9 protein-coding genes are annotated in these 16413 nt (G+C 64.5%); 2 read left to right on the top strand and 7 right to left on the bottom strand.

What is annotated here, in order from left to right:
• Positions 1-18: 18 nt before the first annotated feature.
• Both E3T50_RS09195 and E3T50_RS09190 read right to left on the bottom strand, forming a co-directional pair.
• A complete protein-coding gene (locus E3T50_RS09195) occupies positions 19-1200 on the bottom strand; it encodes an acyl-CoA dehydrogenase family protein (protein WP_166784262.1) in 1182 nt (393 codons plus the stop codon).
• Positions 1201-1275: 75 nt separating this feature from the next.
• Positions 1276-1998, bottom strand: a complete 723-nt coding sequence (locus E3T50_RS09190) for a TetR/AcrR family transcriptional regulator (protein WP_134551562.1) — start codon at positions 1996-1998, stop codon at positions 1276-1278.
• Between the two features lie 245 nt (positions 1999-2243).
• On the opposite strand from E3T50_RS09190, the gene E3T50_RS09185 reads away from it, so the two are divergent.
• Positions 2244-8021: a peroxidase family protein gene (locus E3T50_RS09185; protein ID WP_166784261.1), complete on the top strand. Its 5778-nt coding sequence runs from the start codon at positions 2244-2246 to the stop codon at positions 8019-8021.
• Positions 8022-8145: 124 nt separating this feature from the next.
• The gene (locus E3T50_RS09180) at positions 8146-9837 is read left to right on the top strand and encodes a multicopper oxidase family protein (RefSeq protein WP_134551560.1); all 1692 of its coding nucleotides are present in this window, start codon (positions 8146-8148) and stop codon (positions 9835-9837) included.
• Positions 9838-9899: 62 nt separating this feature from the next.
• Here the strand turns inward: E3T50_RS09180 and E3T50_RS09175 are convergent, their stop codons facing one another.
• From E3T50_RS09175 to E3T50_RS09155, 5 genes are all read right to left on the bottom strand, one after another.
• The gene (locus E3T50_RS09175; RefSeq protein ID WP_166784260.1) at positions 9900-11171 is read right to left on the bottom strand and encodes a sensor histidine kinase; all 1272 of its coding nucleotides are present in this window, start codon (positions 11169-11171) and stop codon (positions 9900-9902) included.
• Between the two features lie 67 nt (positions 11172-11238).
• Positions 11239-11865 (bottom strand): response regulator transcription factor, encoded by a 627-nt coding sequence (locus E3T50_RS09170; RefSeq protein WP_166784259.1) that lies wholly within the window; start codon positions 11863-11865, stop codon positions 11239-11241.
• Between the two features lie 261 nt (positions 11866-12126).
• Positions 12127-13128 carry an AfsR/SARP family transcriptional regulator gene (locus E3T50_RS09165; protein WP_134551557.1) on the bottom strand — a complete coding sequence of 334 codons (1002 nt, stop codon included), beginning with the start codon at positions 13126-13128 and terminating at the stop codon, positions 12127-12129.
• A 661-nt stretch (positions 13129-13789) separates the two neighbouring features.
• Positions 13790-15430 (bottom strand): phosphomethylpyrimidine synthase ThiC, encoded by a 1641-nt coding sequence (gene thiC, locus E3T50_RS09160; RefSeq protein WP_277612663.1) that lies wholly within the window; start codon positions 15428-15430, stop codon positions 13790-13792.
• A gap of 152 nt (positions 15431-15582) precedes the next feature.
• Complete coding sequence (locus E3T50_RS09155; protein WP_134551555.1) at positions 15583-16413, bottom strand: LuxR C-terminal-related transcriptional regulator; 831 nt, start codon at positions 16411-16413, stop codon at positions 15583-15585.

Raw genomic sequence — 16413 nt, 5'->3', positions numbered from 1 at the left:
AACCCGGGGCTTCAACGTCTAGTGGAAGGCGCTGACCCCGGTCAGATCGCGACCGATGAGCAGCGACTGGATACTCTCGGTGCCTTCGTAGGTGTGGATGGACTCGATGTCGGCGAGATGCCTGATGACGTGGTTCTCGAGCAGGATGCCGTTACCGCCGAGCATGTCACGGGCGAGCGAGGCGAGAGTGCGAGCCGCTCGGGTGTTGTGGAACTTCGCGAGGCTGGCCTGGATGGGCCGCAGGGTACCGGCAGCGTCCAGTTCGGCGAGCCGCATGCAGTGCAGCTGCATCGAGGTGAGTTCGGAGAGCATGAGGGTGAGGCGCTCCTGCACGATCTGAAAACCGGCGATGGGCTTGCCGAACTGCACGCGTTGCTGCGAATAGTTCAGGGCCGCCTCGAAGACCGCGGTGGCGTGCCCGAGCGCCGACCAGGCCACACCGAGCCGGGTCGCAAATAAGACGACCGCGGTGTCCTTGAAGGTTTGGGTGCCCGGCAATACGGCGTCGAGCGGAATCCGCACGTCGGTGAGGGTGATGCGGGCCTGATGCACCGCGCGCAAGGATCCCTTGCCGAGCATGGTCTCGCCGTGGTAGCCGGGCAGTGACTGGTCGACCAGAAAGCCGCGTACGTTGTTGTCGTCGTCGCGGGCCCAGACCACGGTCACGTCGCCGACCGAGCCGTTGCCGATCCATTTCTTCTCGCCGTTGATGACCCATGCGTCGCCGTCGCGGTGCGCGGTGGTTTCGAGGGCCACCGAGTCCGAGCCATGGTTGGGTTCGGTCAGGGCGAAGGCGCCGAGCTTGTCCGCACGAGCCAGTGGAACCAGCCAGGTAGCCTTTTGTTCGTCACTGCCGAACATGGCGATGCTGCGCAGGGCGAGGCCGCCCTGCACGGCCACGACGGTGCCCATTGAACCGTCGCCGCGGGAGATTTCCATATTCACCAGTCCGGCGGCGAGTGGTGACATGGGGGTGAGACCCGGGCCCGTGACGCCATCGGTGAGGAGGTCGAGTTCACCCAGCCGGCGAGCCAGATGCAGCGGATACTCCGCCTTGTCCCAGGCCGCGCTCAGCTCGTCGAGCGTCTCGACCGCAAAGGAACGCGCCCGGCTCCAGAACGCCCGATCGGCGGCTGGAACATCGGCGAAGACACCGTAGTAGTCAGTGTCGAGGGGGGCGGAGACATCGTAATCGGGCATCAGAGCCTTTCGCAGTAAGCGCATGTGACTCCAGTTCTACCTGACACTGGGTCTCAGGTCAAGTGACACATAGTGTCAAACTGTTGAGGAGCGGAGCCGGTCCTCGATCGCCCGGGCTACATCTGCGGGCAGGGTCGAGGCGGGAAACACCGCGACCAGCAGCTCGCTGGCGGGCGTGGCCGCGGCTGCACGGTGGTCATCGGTCGGAGCAAACCGCTGGCGTACCGCGTGCAGCTGGGCCGCCAGGCCTGCCGAATCGAGCAGTTCGCTCGATTCGCCGGCACGGATCATGCGGCGCAGCGCAAAGTTGTGCGTGGCTGTCACGGCCGCGGCGAACTGAATCGCAAGAACCGGGTCGACCCCGGGCAGCTGAAGCCGCAGGTACGCCGCAAAGGTCTTTTCGTAGCGCGAAACCATCACCGTTTCGCGGTCACGAAGAACGGATGCCCGGCGCACGACCAGATCCCGCACCCGCACGATCTCGAGGCGCTCTCGAAACCGCGCGAATACGAATATGGCTGCTTCGCACACGGCCAGCCACGGATCATCGTGCTTGGCGGTGAAATAGTCGGTGATCTGCTCAAGCAGTTCGTCGTGGTCGGCGAAGATCACGTCATCTTTCGACCTGAATTGACGAAAAAAAGTGCTGCGGGACACCCCAGCAGCGGCGGCCATCTGGGCGGTACTCGTGGCTTCGTAGCCCTGGGCCTGAAACAGGCCAATGGCGATGTCAGCGACGTCGACGCGGCTGCGGACGGTGAGATCGGGTCGCGGGGAGGCTGTAGACGGATCAGACATGGTCTGGCGAAATTAGCACGGAATCAGCGGAAGAAATCGATGGGTGCCCCGACTGGCGCAGGCACAAGGTTTCCCCAAGGCCCACGTCGCACTCTTACAGCATTCGCTCACCCTGAAGAGATAGGTCCGTCATGAGCAGGTTCGAAGGTAAAGGGATCGTTCGAAGCAACAGCACTGCCAGCGGAATGCGAGGTAGTCCGCCTCCCCGAGTCGGTGGAAGACCACCGCACGTCTTTGGAAAACCCATGCGCCTGCTCGCCGCAGGCATGGCCGCCGTGCTCTACGCCGGGCTGGGCTTGACAGCTGCGCTCCCGGCCCAGGCGGCCGTCGCCCCGGTCGGGCAGGGGTTCGCCGTCACTCCCTCGGACCTCGCCTACATTCTCAAGCAGATCAAGATAGCGGAAACGCACGTCACCAATACCACCTCGGCCACCGGCCCGTGCGGCGCCCTCGTTGGAACCGGACCCAATCAAATCGCCAGCCCGCTGCTCTCACTCGGGCTGCGCACGGTCGACGGCTCCTGCAATAACCTGCAGCCCGGTCAGGCTCAGTTCGGCGCGGCCGATCAGGTCTTCCCGCGCCTCGCGACACCGGTGTTCTCGAGTGCAGATGTCACACCCTCCGGATTCGGACCGCCGAACCAGACCTCCTACGCCCAGAAAAAGGGCCTGGTCTTCGACAGCGAGCCACGCACGGTTAGCAACCTGATCGTCGACCAGACGTCGACCAATCCGGCCGCCATCGCCGCAGCCGGAAACCCCGTGCGCACCCAGGGCAACGCGGGCGTCGTGGCGTGCACCACCGACCCGAGTCCGACCGTGCCGTTGGGTATTCCCGCGGGCTGTATTCCCTCCAACCAGACGTTGTTCATGCCAAACGTGACGACCGACGTCGGCCTCTCACCGCCGTACAACTCGATGTTCACCCTGTTCGGTCAGTTTTTCGACCACGGGATCGATCAGACAGTGAAGGGCGGGGGCACGGTCTTCGTGCCCCTCAAAGCGGATGACCCGCTGCGCGTTTCCGGCCCCGACGGGATCGCCGGCAACGGCGACGAGGTTCCCGCCAACCAAGCCTTCATGGTGCTGACCCGGGCGCAAAACCAGCCCGGCCCCGATGGCATCGTCGGCGACAACCCGGCCACTCCCGCCGACGAGAGCGCCGACGATGTTCAAGACGCACTCAATACGGACTCGCCCTGGGTCGACCAGAGCCAGACCTACTCCTCGCACCCTTCCCACCAGGTCTTCCTCCGGGAATACGTGACCGAGGCCGGGCGACCCGTTGCCACCGGCAAGCTGCTCGGAGGACCGACCGGACCCACCGCGGGCGGCATGGCCACCTGGGCCACCACCAAGGCGCAGGCCGCAAACGTGCTCGGGCTGCTTCTGGCCGACAAGGATGTGCTCAACATTCCGATGCTCGCCGCGGATGCCTACGGCAAGTTCATCCCCGGACCAGCGCGCGGCATGCCGCAGTACGCCACCGCGACCGGCCTGGTCGAGGGTGATACGGCGAACCCCGTGCCCGTTCCGAGCACCGTGCTCTACTTCAACACGCCGTTCCTGACCGACATCGCGCACAACGCGGAGCCGAAGGCCGGACTCACCCCGGACCTCGACGGGACGGCATCCGCTGACTTCGCCAGCCAGCCGGCCGGAACCTACGACGATGAGATGCTCAACGCTCACTTCATCGCCGGTGACGGTCGCGTCAACGAGAACATCGGCCTGACCACCATTCACCAGGTCTTCCACTCGGAGCATGACCGCCTGATCGAGACCATCGAGAACACCCTGACCAATGACACCTCAGCCAAGGGCATTGCCGCCCTGGCCGAGTGGAAGCTGGCCGGAGGAGCCGCTGGCTGGAACGGGGAACGCCTGTTCCAGGCTGCACGGTTCGTCACCGAGATGGAATACCAGCACCTCGTGTTCGAGGAATTCGCGCGCAAGGTGCAGCCCGGTATCAACCCGTTCGAACCGTTCGCCTTCACCCAGACCGAGATCAACCCGGCGGTCAAAGCGGAGTTCGCGCACGCCGTCTACCGTTTTGGGCACTCCATGCTGACCGAGACAATCTCGCGTCGCAACGAGGACAAGCCGGGAGCAGACGGACTGTTCGGCACGAGTGATGACGTTCTGGGTAGCCAGAACGACATTTCCCTGCTCGACGGGTTCCTCAACCCACCCGCGTACACCGACGGTGGACCGGATGGGCAGCTGACCTCCGAGGAGGCGGCCGGCAGCGTCATCATGGGCATGAGCGACCAGGTCGGTAACGAACTCGACGAGTTCGTCACTGACACCCTGCGCAACAACCTCCTGGGACTGCCGCTCGACCTGGCCGCGATCAACATGACTCGCGCGCGTTCGGAAGGCGTACCGCGGTTGAACCCGTTCCGTCGCGAGCTGTTCAACAAGACCAACGACGGGGCGCTCAAGCCGTACACGAACTGGATCGACTTCGGTGAGAACCTCAAGCACCCGGAATCGCTGATCAACTTCGTGGCCGCCTATGGTCAGTTCCCCACCATCACCGGCGCGACCACGCTCGACGGCAAGCGTGATGCTGCCCGACTGATCGTCAGTCCCGACGCCCTGGCCGGAGAAGCTTCTCCGGACGGTGCCATGGACTTCATGAACAGCACGGGAACGTGGGCCAACTCGGGCACGCACTCGATCACCGGTCTCGACGGCGTCGACCTCTGGGTCGGCGGCCTGGCTGAGATAACGACCCCGTTCGGTGGCCTGCTCGGCACGACGTTCAACTATGTGTTCGAGAACCAGATGACCGACCTGCAAAACGGTGACCGTCTGTACTATCTCGCCCGCACGCCCGGCATGAACCTCCGCACCCAACTGGAGGGCAACTCCTTTGCCGAGCTCATGATGCGCAACACCACGGCGCACACCCTGAAGGCCGACCCCTTCGCCACGGCCGACTGCAAGTTCGAGCTGAAAAACCTGGCTGGAACCGTCGAAGGCTTCGCGGCTTCGGGCAACACCGTCGCCAACGACCCGCAATCCGAGTGTGATGAGACGGCTCTGCTGATTCGCATGCCTGACGGCACGATCAAGTACCGCGCCCGCAACGCGGTCGACCCCGCCGGCATCAACGGCCAGGCCGTCTACAACGGCACCGGTAACGTGGACCGGATCTACGGAGGAAACGACAACGACACCTTCTGGGGTGGCCTCGGCAACGACGTCATCGAAGGCGGTGGCGGCGCCGACGTGGCTCTCGGCGGTGATGGCAACGACATCATCACCGACCTGGCCGGAGACGACGTGCCCAAGGGCGGCCCAGGCAACGACGCGATCGATGCCGGTCCCGGACTCGACATCATCATGGGCGGCGAAGGCAAGGACTTCACGAACGGTGGAGCCAATGCCAACACAACATTCGGCGGCGCCGGCGACGACTTCATCGTTCTCGGTGAAAGCCTCGACGCAGCCTTCGGTGACGGTGGTGACGACTGGGAAGAGGGCGGCAACCAGCCTGACCTCATGATTGGAGACAGCAGCAACCTGTTCTTCCTGGACGACTCGCAGAAGCCGGGTAGCGACTTCATGATCGGCCAGGGCGGCGACGACGACTACGACATGGAGGGCGGCGACGACATTGGCGTCGGTGGTCCTGGCATTGAAAAGGTCGCCGGCGGTTCCGGCTACGACTGGTCGACTGGCCAGGGTGACCCCCAGGCTCAGGACTCCGATCTGGCTCTACCGATCGCCCCGCTGGACATCCTGCAGGTGGGTGTACGCGACAAGTACAACGAAGTCGAGGCACTCTCGGGCTGGAAGCTGAATGACATCCTCCGTGGCGACAACGTGGTTCCCAGCGCAGTGGGCGGCGGCGGCTTCATCGGCTGTGACGTTGTGGACCAGGCCGGAGTTGACCGCATTGCGGGCTTCGACGCGCTGATTCCAGAATTCACGACCACGCTGGCATCCGTTGTCGCACAGTCGGCACAGGGTGACTGCCCGATCCTGACCGGTCCAAACGTCTGGGGCGCCGGCAACGTGCTCCTCGGCGGCGGCGGCAGCGACCTGATCGAGGGACGAGGCGCCGACGATATCATCGACGGTGACGCGTACCTCAGCCTGCGACTGAGCGTTCGGACCAACCCGAGCGACCCGGCGACGGAGATCGGCAGCGCCAGCCTCAACGGCTCGAACCAGAGCGCGATGAGCAGCCAGTACCTGACTGACGGTGCTGGTGCACTCACCGGACCGACGCTGCAGGAAGCTGTCTTCGCTGGCACGGTCGACCCGGGCGACATAGTGGCGGTACGCGAGATCCTGCAGGGATCTGGCGGCATCGACTCCGCCGTGTTCACCAATGCGGAAGCCGGTTACACCGTCACCACGGTGCCCGTTGGCGCAGCCGTCGGCTCGCCGGGCTCGACCACAACGGTGGTCGACAACGTCGGCACCAATGGCACCGACACCTTGCGGAACATCGAACGACTGGTGTTCTCCGACACCGTGGCTCCGAGCGTTCCCGTCATCGGCACTGCAACTGCCGGTGACGCGCAGGCGACCGTGAACTGGATCCCGGCAGCTGGCGGCATCGCCACCAGCTTCTCGGTGAAGGTGCTGGATGCCGCTGGTGCGCAGGTTGGCGCTGTCCAGACGGCAGCTGCAGGCGCGACCAGCCTGGTCGTGACCGGTCTGACCAACGGAACCACGTATCAGTTCCAGGTGTCCGCCACGAACGCGGAGGGAACGAGTCTGTTCTCGGCTTCGTCCAACGCGGTCACGCCGGTAGCGCCGGTTGTGCAGGTGGTGCCGGGAGCCCCAACGATCGGCACCTCGGTCGCCGGTGACGCCCAGGTCACCGTGAACTGGCTGGCGCCGGGAGCGGTCACCAACGCTCCGCCGGTCACCGGCTACGTCGTTCGTACCTTCACCGGGGCGGGCACCACGCCGACGGGCACCACGACGGTGGCCGATGTCACCAGCGCGGTGATCGGATCGCTCACGAATGGAACCGGGTACACCTTCGATGTCGCCGCGATCAACTCGGTCGGCACCGGAGTTGCCTCAGATCGTTCGGTGGCAGTCACACCGACCGCACCGGTTGTGCAGGTGGTAGCTGGAGCTCCGACGATCAGAACCTCGATCGCTGGTAACGCCTCGGTGACGGTGAACTGGACGCCCCCGGCGCCGGTGGCTAACGCCGCGCCGATCACGGGCTACCGGGTTCGCACCTTCATCGGAGCGGGCGCGACGGCAACGGGCACCACGACGGTGGGCGACGTCACCAGCGCGGTGATCGGGTCGCTGACGAACAGAACCGGGTACACCTTCGATGTCGCCGCGATCAATGCGGTCGGCATCGGCGCGGTCTCGGCCCGGTCGGTGGCGGTCACGCCGCGCACGGAGTTCGTGGTGCCGACGGTGACGGCGCGCACCCCGGCATCGGGAGCTCGTTCGGTCAGCCAGACCGGCAACCTGACGGCGACGTTCAGTGAGCCGGTCACCGGGGTCAGCGGCACGACGTTCGTGCTTCGGCTGGGTACCACGGCGGTCCCCGCAGTGGTGTCGTACAACGCCACGACGCGAGTCGCGACGCTGAACCCGAGCGCGACCCTGCTCGCCGACCGCACCTACACGGCCACCCTTTCGGGCATCCGTGATGTGGCGGGCAACCTGATGGTGGCCAGTTCCTGGTCCTTCACCACCGGTCCGGCACCGACGATCACCTCGAGGACTCCCGCAGCGGGAGCGACCGGAGTGGCGCGGAATGCCAACGTGCGCGCGACCTTCAGTGAAGACATCACCGGAGTCAGCGCCACCACGGTTCAGATCACGCGGGTCTCCACCGGCGCGGTCGTCACCTCGGTGGCAGCGTACAACGCCACCACCAACGTGTTGACCATCAACCCGTCGGTGACTTTGAGTTCGAACGTTCAGTACCGGGTGACTGTCACCGGCGGCAACACGAGTGTTCGAGATCTGGTCGGTAACCCGCTGGTGACGAGCACCTGGACGTTCACGACCGGAACCCTGCTCTAAGGGATAGCTGATCCGCTCCACCCGGCCGGCGACTGGTTTCCAGTCGCCGGCCGGTCCCCATTGTCAAAGTCAGTACAACGCCGTTGAACAGCACCATCCAACAGCCAAGCCTTGAGGAGAAGTCATGACATCACGCAGAGAAGTCCTGCAGCTGGGGGCCTTCGGCGCGCTCGGCGTTGTTGGGATGAGCGGAGGCGATGACGCGCCGATCGCCACAGCCCCGCTTCTGACGAAAAGCCTGCTCGCACCCGCGAACATGCCGGTGCCCTACGCCGGCGTGTTCCGTCGTCCCCCGGAATTATTGCCATACGAGACAGGCTTCGATGACGGAGACCCGTCGCGCCCCTTTGCCCGTTACGCCCTCACCCAGAAACTCGGTCAGGCCCAGTTCGTTCCCGGACTGTCCACGACGGTCGCCGGCTACAACGGGATTTTCCCCGGCCCGACCATCCGGCTGAGCCAAGGCACCCGGAGCGAAGTGCGCATTCGCAACGCCCTGTCAACCAACGGTCTGCTACACCCGAGTGCGTTCAACACCGTCACCCACCTGCACGGCTCGGCGTCGCTGCCGCAGTACGACGGCTACGCTAACGACTTCACCGCCGTCGGCAAGGTCAAGAACTATCAGTACCCCAACTGGCAGTCGGCGCGCACGCTGTGGTACCACGACCACAACATGCATCAGACCGCGCAGAATGTGTACGCGGGGTTGGCTGGCATCTATGCCCTGCACGACCCGTTCGAACAGGCGCAGCTGCCCCAGGGCGAATTCGACGTGCCGCTCATGATCTCGGATGCCATGTTCAAAGCCGACGGCTCGCTCGGCTACAACGACAACGACCACAAGGGAGTGTGGGGTGACATCATCATGGTCAACGGTGTGCCGTGGCCCACGATGAAGGTCAAGCCCCGCATTTACCGGTTTCGAGTGCTGATCGCCTCAGTCGGACGCTCCTACCGGCCGACCCTCTCGACCGGTGAGCCGATTTACATCGTCGGCACCGACGGCGGCATGATGCCCACCGTTCAAGCGGTGAGATCGTGGCGTCAGGGCACGGCCGAACGCTACGAGATTCTGATCGACTTCCGCCGGTACAAGCCGGGGCAAACGGTCGAGATGCGCAACCTCAGCAACAAGAACAACGTGGACTTCGCCGATACCGGCAAGATCATGAAATTCGAGGTCGTAGCCGACTCCGGTTCGAACACCGGTTCCATCTCGGCCATCCCCACCTCCCTCGACGATGGCGGCGCGATCCATTCCGCTTTGGGCGGCCTGACCACCATGAGCCTCACCCCCGACATGGCCAAGGTGAAGCGGAGAATGGTGGTGGAGCGTGGGAACGGCCTGTGGAAAATCAACGGCACGACCTGGGCCGACGTGGAGCAGTCGAATTTCACCAAGCTGTTCGGCAATCCTCAGCCCTACGACGTGGAGCAGTGGACCATCACCAACTCCTCGGGCGGCTGGTTCCACCCGGTGCACGTCCACCTGGTGGACGGCAAGATCATCGGCCGCAATATCAACGGAGGCAAACCGTTTGCCTGGGAAAAGGGGCCCAAGGACGTCTTCTATGTCGGTGAGAATGAATCCGTCACGGTGCTGATGCAGTTCGATACCGGGAAGGAGGCCGGCGGCCGCTACATGATTCACTGTCACAATCTCTCGCACGAGGACCATGACATGATGATCCAGTTTGCCGTGGGCGATTACCGGGTGAACGATCCGATCACCTCGGACGTTCCCGTGGTTGACACCACAGCGATGGGTTCCTTCCCGCCGGTCTATCGCCCGGGATTCCCGGCGGGCACGTAGAGCTTCAGGTGAATCGATTCGGTGCGGGGCTGTTTCGGCAGCCGAGGTGACCGAGCTGCCTGTTACCGCGTCCAAGCGGGAGCTTGTCGATCCAGAGTGACCATGACGGAGGTGCCACCGCCCATCCAGGAACGTACCTCGAGTGAACCACCGGCGACCTGGATGGTGTCGCGCATGATGCGCAGGCCCAGGTGGGTGTCTGGTGCGTCGGCGGACAGGTCGAAGCCGCATCCGTTGTCGTGGATGAGCAGGATGGTACGGTCGTCGTCCTGCATGAGAGTCAGTTCCAGGATGCCGGCGTGGGCATGCTTCACGGTGTTGGCGAGCACCTCTCGGGCCACCCGGTAGAACATGGCAGCTCGATCGCGGTCGAGGTCACAGTTTGCCGGTATCTGAAGCTTGACTTCGATTCCGTGCTCGAGCACGCGCGCGGCAAGCTGGGCGAGTGCTTCGGGCAGGCCCAGCTCATCAAGGTCGGGCGGATACAGTTCAGAGGACATGGAGCGCAGGGTGCTCACGTTCTTTTGCAGGATTGCCTTGGCCTGCGCGAAGAGCGGGCGATTCTCGGGCGTCGAGTGCATCTCCTCGGCCTCGAGGGCATACGACAAGCCAGCGAGATCCTGGATGACCTCGTCGTGCAGGTCGCGGGCGATGCGCTGGCGTTCCAGATCGGAGGCGTCGATGGCGTGTTGCAGCAGCTTGCGGCGGATCGATTGGTGGCCCTGTATTCGACGGGCCAGCTGAATGGCCGGAATGAGCTGGGCCAGCTGCAAGGCGCCCAGCGACAACAGGAAAGTGGGGATCAAGCCGAGCAGGACGGAGCTCTGATCCGCGCGCACATCCGCGTCATCGAAATACGCCTCCACGACCAAAGCCTGACCATCGACGGCGATCGTGCGAACGTAGACCTCCACCAGATCACCGGTACCAGATTCAAATTGATTTTCAACTTCGTTTTGGGCCTCCAGGCTGGCCCGCCCCTGGCCGCCAGCCAGCAGGTCGGGAGCCCAACTTGGCAGGTCGAAACGTCGACCGACCAGCATCGGTAGGTCCGAGTAGATCACTCGCCCGGAGGCGTCCCAAACCTTAATGCGCACGAGGGCACCGTCGGCCAGACGGGGTTCCAGCCGCTCATTGAGCTGGCGGTCAGCACCGGCGACGCCGTCGAGCACCGCCTCGGTCAGTAGCGGGCCGAGCGAGAAGTCGGCCAGGCGTTGCGTTAACAACACGGCGTTATTCAAAGCGTTGGCTGCGGCCTGCGCGCGCACCCAGAGCCCCACGGGAACGGCGACGACCACCAGGGCGATGAGTCCGGTCAGGAGAAAACGCTGCACCGCTGCTCGTACCTCTGAGCGCTCGGCAGCCTGATTCTCTTCCCGCCGGGAAAGCCTCGGAGGTCGCTTAGACATGTTGGGCCGGCACCAGACCAAGTCGGGTCGCAATCACGACGGCCTCAAGCTGAGAATGCGCGCCCAGCTTGCCGAGGATGGATTTTACGTAGCCGCGGCAGGTATTTTCGGAAATTCCCAGGGTCTTGGCGTTGGCCCGCACGTCGGAACCCTCGCCCATGAGTCGGAGCACGGCGAGCTCACGTTTGGTCAGGTCGGGAAACGGAATCTCCGCACTGTGCTGCCGACGCCGAGCACTCAGCAGGCTGACGAGGGACGGATGCACGATGAAACCGCCGATGCGCGCGTGTCGCAGGGTCTCAAGCACCGTCGCGAGGGAGCCGTCTTTGGGCAGGAACGCGCAAACACCGATCGCGGCGGCCTGCTCGAGGGCTTCCAGTGCCGGGTCGCCGGTGAGAATGACAATGCGGGTGTGTGGCGCGCGGGCGAGGATCGCGGTGGCCGCGACGAGGCCGCTGCCGTCGGGAAGGTGGTAGTCCATGACGACGACGTCAGGGGCAAGCGCAAGGCACGCGGCGATGCCGCTAGCCACGCTGTTGGCCGCGCCGACACTGCACAGGTCGGGTTCACGATTGAGGGAACCGGTGAGCAATTCGGCGAAGGTGGTGTGGTCGTCCACGATGAGAATGCGAATTTGCTCTGTGGTGGCGAATCCCGTTAGGGAGGCGGTCGCGGTTGTCCCATGCACAACGGGTTCACTCGGGAACATCTGCGAGGTCATTTCCGGCGACCTCTCTGCCCGTTTTCGAGCCTCGTTGCTGGCGGAGAGCAGTGCACTATTCCGGTCGGCGACACCATTATGCGCAAAACACGAGCATCTGTCGAGTCCCGTCCCTCGATTCCCCCATGTGGTGGGGCGACGGGTACACGGGCTGCCAGCTCAGGCGTGAGTGACAGCGCGCCGCAGAAATGACGTGACAACATCGGTGGCCTCCCGGATCGACTCCGCAACCGGCTGTGGTCGCGCAAGAATAGAGGCCGCCCTCGCGTTAGGACGGATATTCGGCCCGCTGGCCGGCGATAGGCGGAGTCGGTCGTGCAGCATGAGCAGGGCGGAGAGCACGTCCGCCAGGTCGCCGTCACCGTCTGCTGTCGCGTTCAGCAGCCGAAGCTGGGCAGCGCGCAGAATCGGCCCGGGAGCGCAGCCCAACTCGTTTCGCATGGCGTGGCGACAGCGGTCGTACGCCTGCAGGCCCTCGGTATGGCGCCCGCTCGTCTCCAGTCCGAGGATGAGAGCCGTCCAGGCTCGTTCATTGAATGGCTCGTCGGCCAGTGCCCGGTTCGCGAACTCGAGCGCCTCATCGATTCGGTGCAGAGCCGCGGCGGTCTCTGAGGCGAGAATGCGGGCGCCGGTGAGTCGGGCGGCGTGCAGGTCGCGGGCTTCCGCTGCCCAGGCTGGTACGAGTTCGTCGCCGAGAAGGGGTGCTTTGGCGAGGTTGAGAGCCCGCAGCAGCAGGGGGTAGGCCAGGCTCGGAACAGTCTTCTGGGCTCGTTGCAGCAAAACGTCAAACTGGTCGAGGTCGACGTCGACCAGGTCCCGGTCGAGCACGTAGCCGCCGGTCGTGGTCTGCAGCGGACCGAATTTTCCTGCGCCGGGCTGCAGATGGCGGCGCAAGACACTCACGTAACTTTCGAGGGTCGGTAGGGCTTCGACCGGGGCGTTCGAACCCCAGAGTAATTCGATCAGGCGGTCCTTCGAGACGGGCAGTCCGAGGTGCACGAGCAAAATCTCCAGAATCTGGCGCGGCTTCGGGCCACCCAGTTGGTGGGAGTGCAGTACGACCGATCCGCGACGAACGGTCAGGTTTCCGAATACGTGCACGTTCAGATGGGCTATGGCTGTCGTGGTGGGCTGTGCTCGAGTCTCGAATACGGTTGTCATGGCGACCTCCACTGTTGGAATGTGCCCATGGTGCCCGGTCGCTGTTGAGGGGGGAAGCCGCGTGTGGACTAGTCGATTACCCCTAATTTCGGGGGTCGGTTCAGGGTGTGCTGTGGTGCCCGGTACCGAGCGAAAACCGTGACCCCTGCGGCTATCGAAAACCACGTCGACAGCCTGATGTGGAACGTCGAAAACCACAGCGACAGCCTGATGTGGAACGTCGAAAACCACGGCGATGACCTCATGTGGAACGTTAAAAACCAGGGTCGTGAGAATGGACATGCCAGCCGACGCCGCCTGCTGGGTCGAGCAAACCCGGAGCGCGGTGCGGCGCTGCTGGAAATGGGTGAGTGCGTGTCGCGTCCGCGCTCGACGGGTGGTCCCTGGATGCTTCCCACCGTTGTCAGGACGAACCAAGGGGAGCGTCGCGTCTGCGAAAGTCATGGCGGAATCTTTGTGTCAGCACCGAGGGAACACCCTGCAACCCGGGACGGTTTCGCGGGCGTTCAGAGCGCCGGTCGGGAGCAATTCATCGACTCGGGGTCGACTTTGCCGGATCGGAGTCGGCACTGAAAGACGCGTGGGTTTGACACCATTTCTTGCGGGAAACGTTTCATACTCACGAATCGGCGAACGGATGCGCGCGCCCGCGCGCTCAGTGTTACTCCGCCGAGACCACGCGCAGCGGTAGATAGACCGAGCTGCCAAGGCGAGTGAACTCCGCCGACTTTTCGGCCATGCCAGCCTCGATCGCCTCGAGGCTGGTGAGGCCGTTCTCTTCGGCGTAGACCCGAACATCCGCTGAAATGCGCATGGAACAGAACTTGGGCCCGCACATGGAACAAAAGTGGGCGGCCTTGGCCGGGCCGGCCGGAAGCGTTTCGTCGTGGAAGCTCTGCGCGGTGTCGGGGTCGAGAGAGAGCGCGAACTGGTCGGTCCAACGAAACTCGAACCGGGCCCGGCTGAGGGCGTCATCGCGTTCCTGGGCGCGCGGATGCTGTTTGGCCAGGTCGGCGGAGTGGGCGGCGATCTTGTAGGTGATCACGCCGGTCTTCACGTCGTCGCGGTTGGGCAGCCCGAGGTGCTCTTTGGGGGTGACGTAGCACAGCATGGCGGTGCCGGCCTGGGCGATGATGGCCGCGCCGATCGCGCTCGTGATGTGGTCGTAGGCTGGCGCGATGTCGGTGGCAAGCGGGCCGAGCGTATAAAACGGGGCCTCCTCGCACAGTTCCTCCTCCAGGCGCACATTTTCGACGATCTTGTGCATCGGGACGTGACCCGGCCCCTCGATCATCACCTGCACGCCGTAGGATTTCGCGATTTTGGTCAGTTCCCCAAGGGTACGCAATTCGGCGAATTGGGCCTCGTCGTTGGCGTCGGCGATCGAGCCGGGGCGCAGGCCGTCGCCGAGCGAGAAGGTCACGTCGTAGCGGCGCAGAATTTCGCACAGCTCCACGAAGTGGGTGTACAGAAAGCTCTCTTCGTGGTGCGCGAGGCACCACGCGGCCATGATCGAGCCGCCGCGCGAGACGATGCCGGTGACGCGGTTGGCGGTGAGTGGCACGTAGCGCAGCAACACGCCGGCGTGCACGGTCATGTAGTCGACGCCCTGCTCGCACTGCTCGATCACTGTGTCGCGGTAGATCTCCCAGGTGAGCAGTGCCGGGTCGCCGTTGACCTTCTCGACGGCCTGGTAAAGCGGAACGGTGCCCACCGGAATGGGCGAGTTGCGCATGATCCACTCCCGGGTGAGGTGAATGTCTTTGCCGGTGGAGAGATCCATCAGGGTATCGGCGCCCCAGCGGGCGGCCCAGACCATCTTCTCCACCTCTTCGGCGATTGACGAGGTGACGGCCGAGTTGCCGATGTTCGCGTTGATCTTCACGGTGAAGGCCTTGCCGATGATCATCGGCTCACTCTCGGGGTGCTTGCGGTTGGCTGGAATGACCGCCCGGCCGCGCGCCACTTCGTCGCGCACGAGGTCGACCGAGACGCCTTCGCGGGCGGCGATGTAGGCCATTTCCGGTGTGACGATACCCGCCCGAGCCCAGACCAGCTGGGTGGAGGCACCGTCGATGGGCAGCGGATGTTCCCACCCGGCTCTCATCTGCGGAAGCCCCTTCTGGAGATCGATGGTAGCCGTAGCGTCGGTGTACGGGCCGGACGTGTCATACAGATCGAAGTGTTCGCCGTTGCTGAGGTGCACCCGGCGCACTGGGATTTGAAGCCCGGGCCACGTGGGAACCGGTTCGTATCGTTTGCTGCTGCCCTTGATCGGGCCGGTGGTGACGGTTTCTGACATGGCTATTTCGTCAGGTGTGCGCATTGCGTGGAGCTCCCTACGCCGGCATTACCCGGACAGGTTCAACGGTCGACGGCCCTGGCCGTCCTCTCAGCTCGCTGGTGCGCGCTCCCGTGGTTGGTGTGTGTCTTCTGACGCTTTCACCTTAGCGGTCAGCGGGCGAGGGAGGCCAGTTCGGCGCGGGTCGATGCGCCAACCTTGCGGAGCAGGTTGGCCACGTGAAACTTCACCGTGTTCTCGCTGATGGTCAATGTCTCGGCGATTGCCTTGTTGCGGGCGCCCGAGGCCACGAGTTCGAGCACACCGCGTTCGCGCGGGCTGAGCCCCCAGGTCGCGGCGGCCGTGACGGATGCTGTCGGCGCGTCCAGCGGAAGCGACACCGCCATCTCGGATCCCCACCCCGCCGTTGCCTCCACGTTGAGGGTGCCGCTGAGCGCGACGACGCGGGCGGCCAGTTGGCGCACGCTCGCCACCTCGGCGTCGAGGTCACCCGGGCCGTCGTCGCGAATGTGAATGAGCAGGTTGCTGCCGTCGCAGTCCCACTGCACCCGCACCCGGGCGACACCGGTCTGCTCGACCAGAGCGAGCACGGCGCCGCGCACGATGGCCCTGGCTTCGTGGGCGACCTCGCCGGGCAGCGCACGCCCGTTCACCGGTGGCTCGATGAACTGTACGTCGAGGTCGCCGAAACGCACGAGCGGGCGCAGGTCATCGCGCAGCCGTTCGAAGGCACGCGCAACGGGTTCCTCGGTGAGGCTGCGGTCGAGGTCGCTCACCGCGCGCAGCGCGACCATTGCGGCGGCGGCGAGCTCGGTCGCCCTCTGGCGGGCAGCGGTGTCACTCGTTCTGCTCGAGCGCAGTACGGCAAGCAATGATTCCAGTGTGGTCGCGTGCGCATCGGTCAAGTCGGCGATGAGTTTGGAGCGCTCGGCGGCCGCGGTGCGCGAGTTTTGCGCGGGCTGGATGGGCGGGGAAAGCGTCAT

Source organism: Cryobacterium gelidum (genome assembly GCF_004403985.1).
GTDB lineage: Bacteria > Actinomycetota > Actinomycetes > Actinomycetales > Microbacteriaceae > Cryobacterium > Cryobacterium gelidum.
This window is presented reverse-complemented; position numbering and strand designations above follow the sequence as displayed.

Excerpts from the sequence above, each read along its gene's own strand:
- thiC (WP_277612663.1), bottom strand. The coding sequence starts at position 15,430 with ATGTCAGAAACCGTCACCACCGGCCCGATCAAGGGCAGCAGCAAACGA.
- E3T50_RS09155 (WP_134551555.1), bottom strand. The coding sequence starts at position 16,413 with ATGACGCTTTCCCCGCCCATCCAGCCCGCGCAAAACTCGCGCACCGCG.
- E3T50_RS09195 (WP_166784262.1), bottom strand. The coding sequence starts at position 1,200 with ATGCCCGATTACGATGTCTCCGCCCCCCTCGACACTGACTACTACGGT.
- E3T50_RS09185 (WP_166784261.1), top strand. The coding sequence starts at position 2,244 with ATGCGCCTGCTCGCCGCAGGCATGGCCGCCGTGCTCTACGCCGGGCTG.
- E3T50_RS09180 (WP_134551560.1), top strand. The coding sequence starts at position 8,146 with ATGACATCACGCAGAGAAGTCCTGCAGCTGGGGGCCTTCGGCGCGCTC.
- E3T50_RS09190 (WP_134551562.1), bottom strand. The coding sequence starts at position 1,998 with ATGTCTGATCCGTCTACAGCCTCCCCGCGACCCGATCTCACCGTCCGC.
- E3T50_RS09165 (WP_134551557.1), bottom strand. The coding sequence starts at position 13,128 with ATGACAACCGTATTCGAGACTCGAGCACAGCCCACCACGACAGCCATA.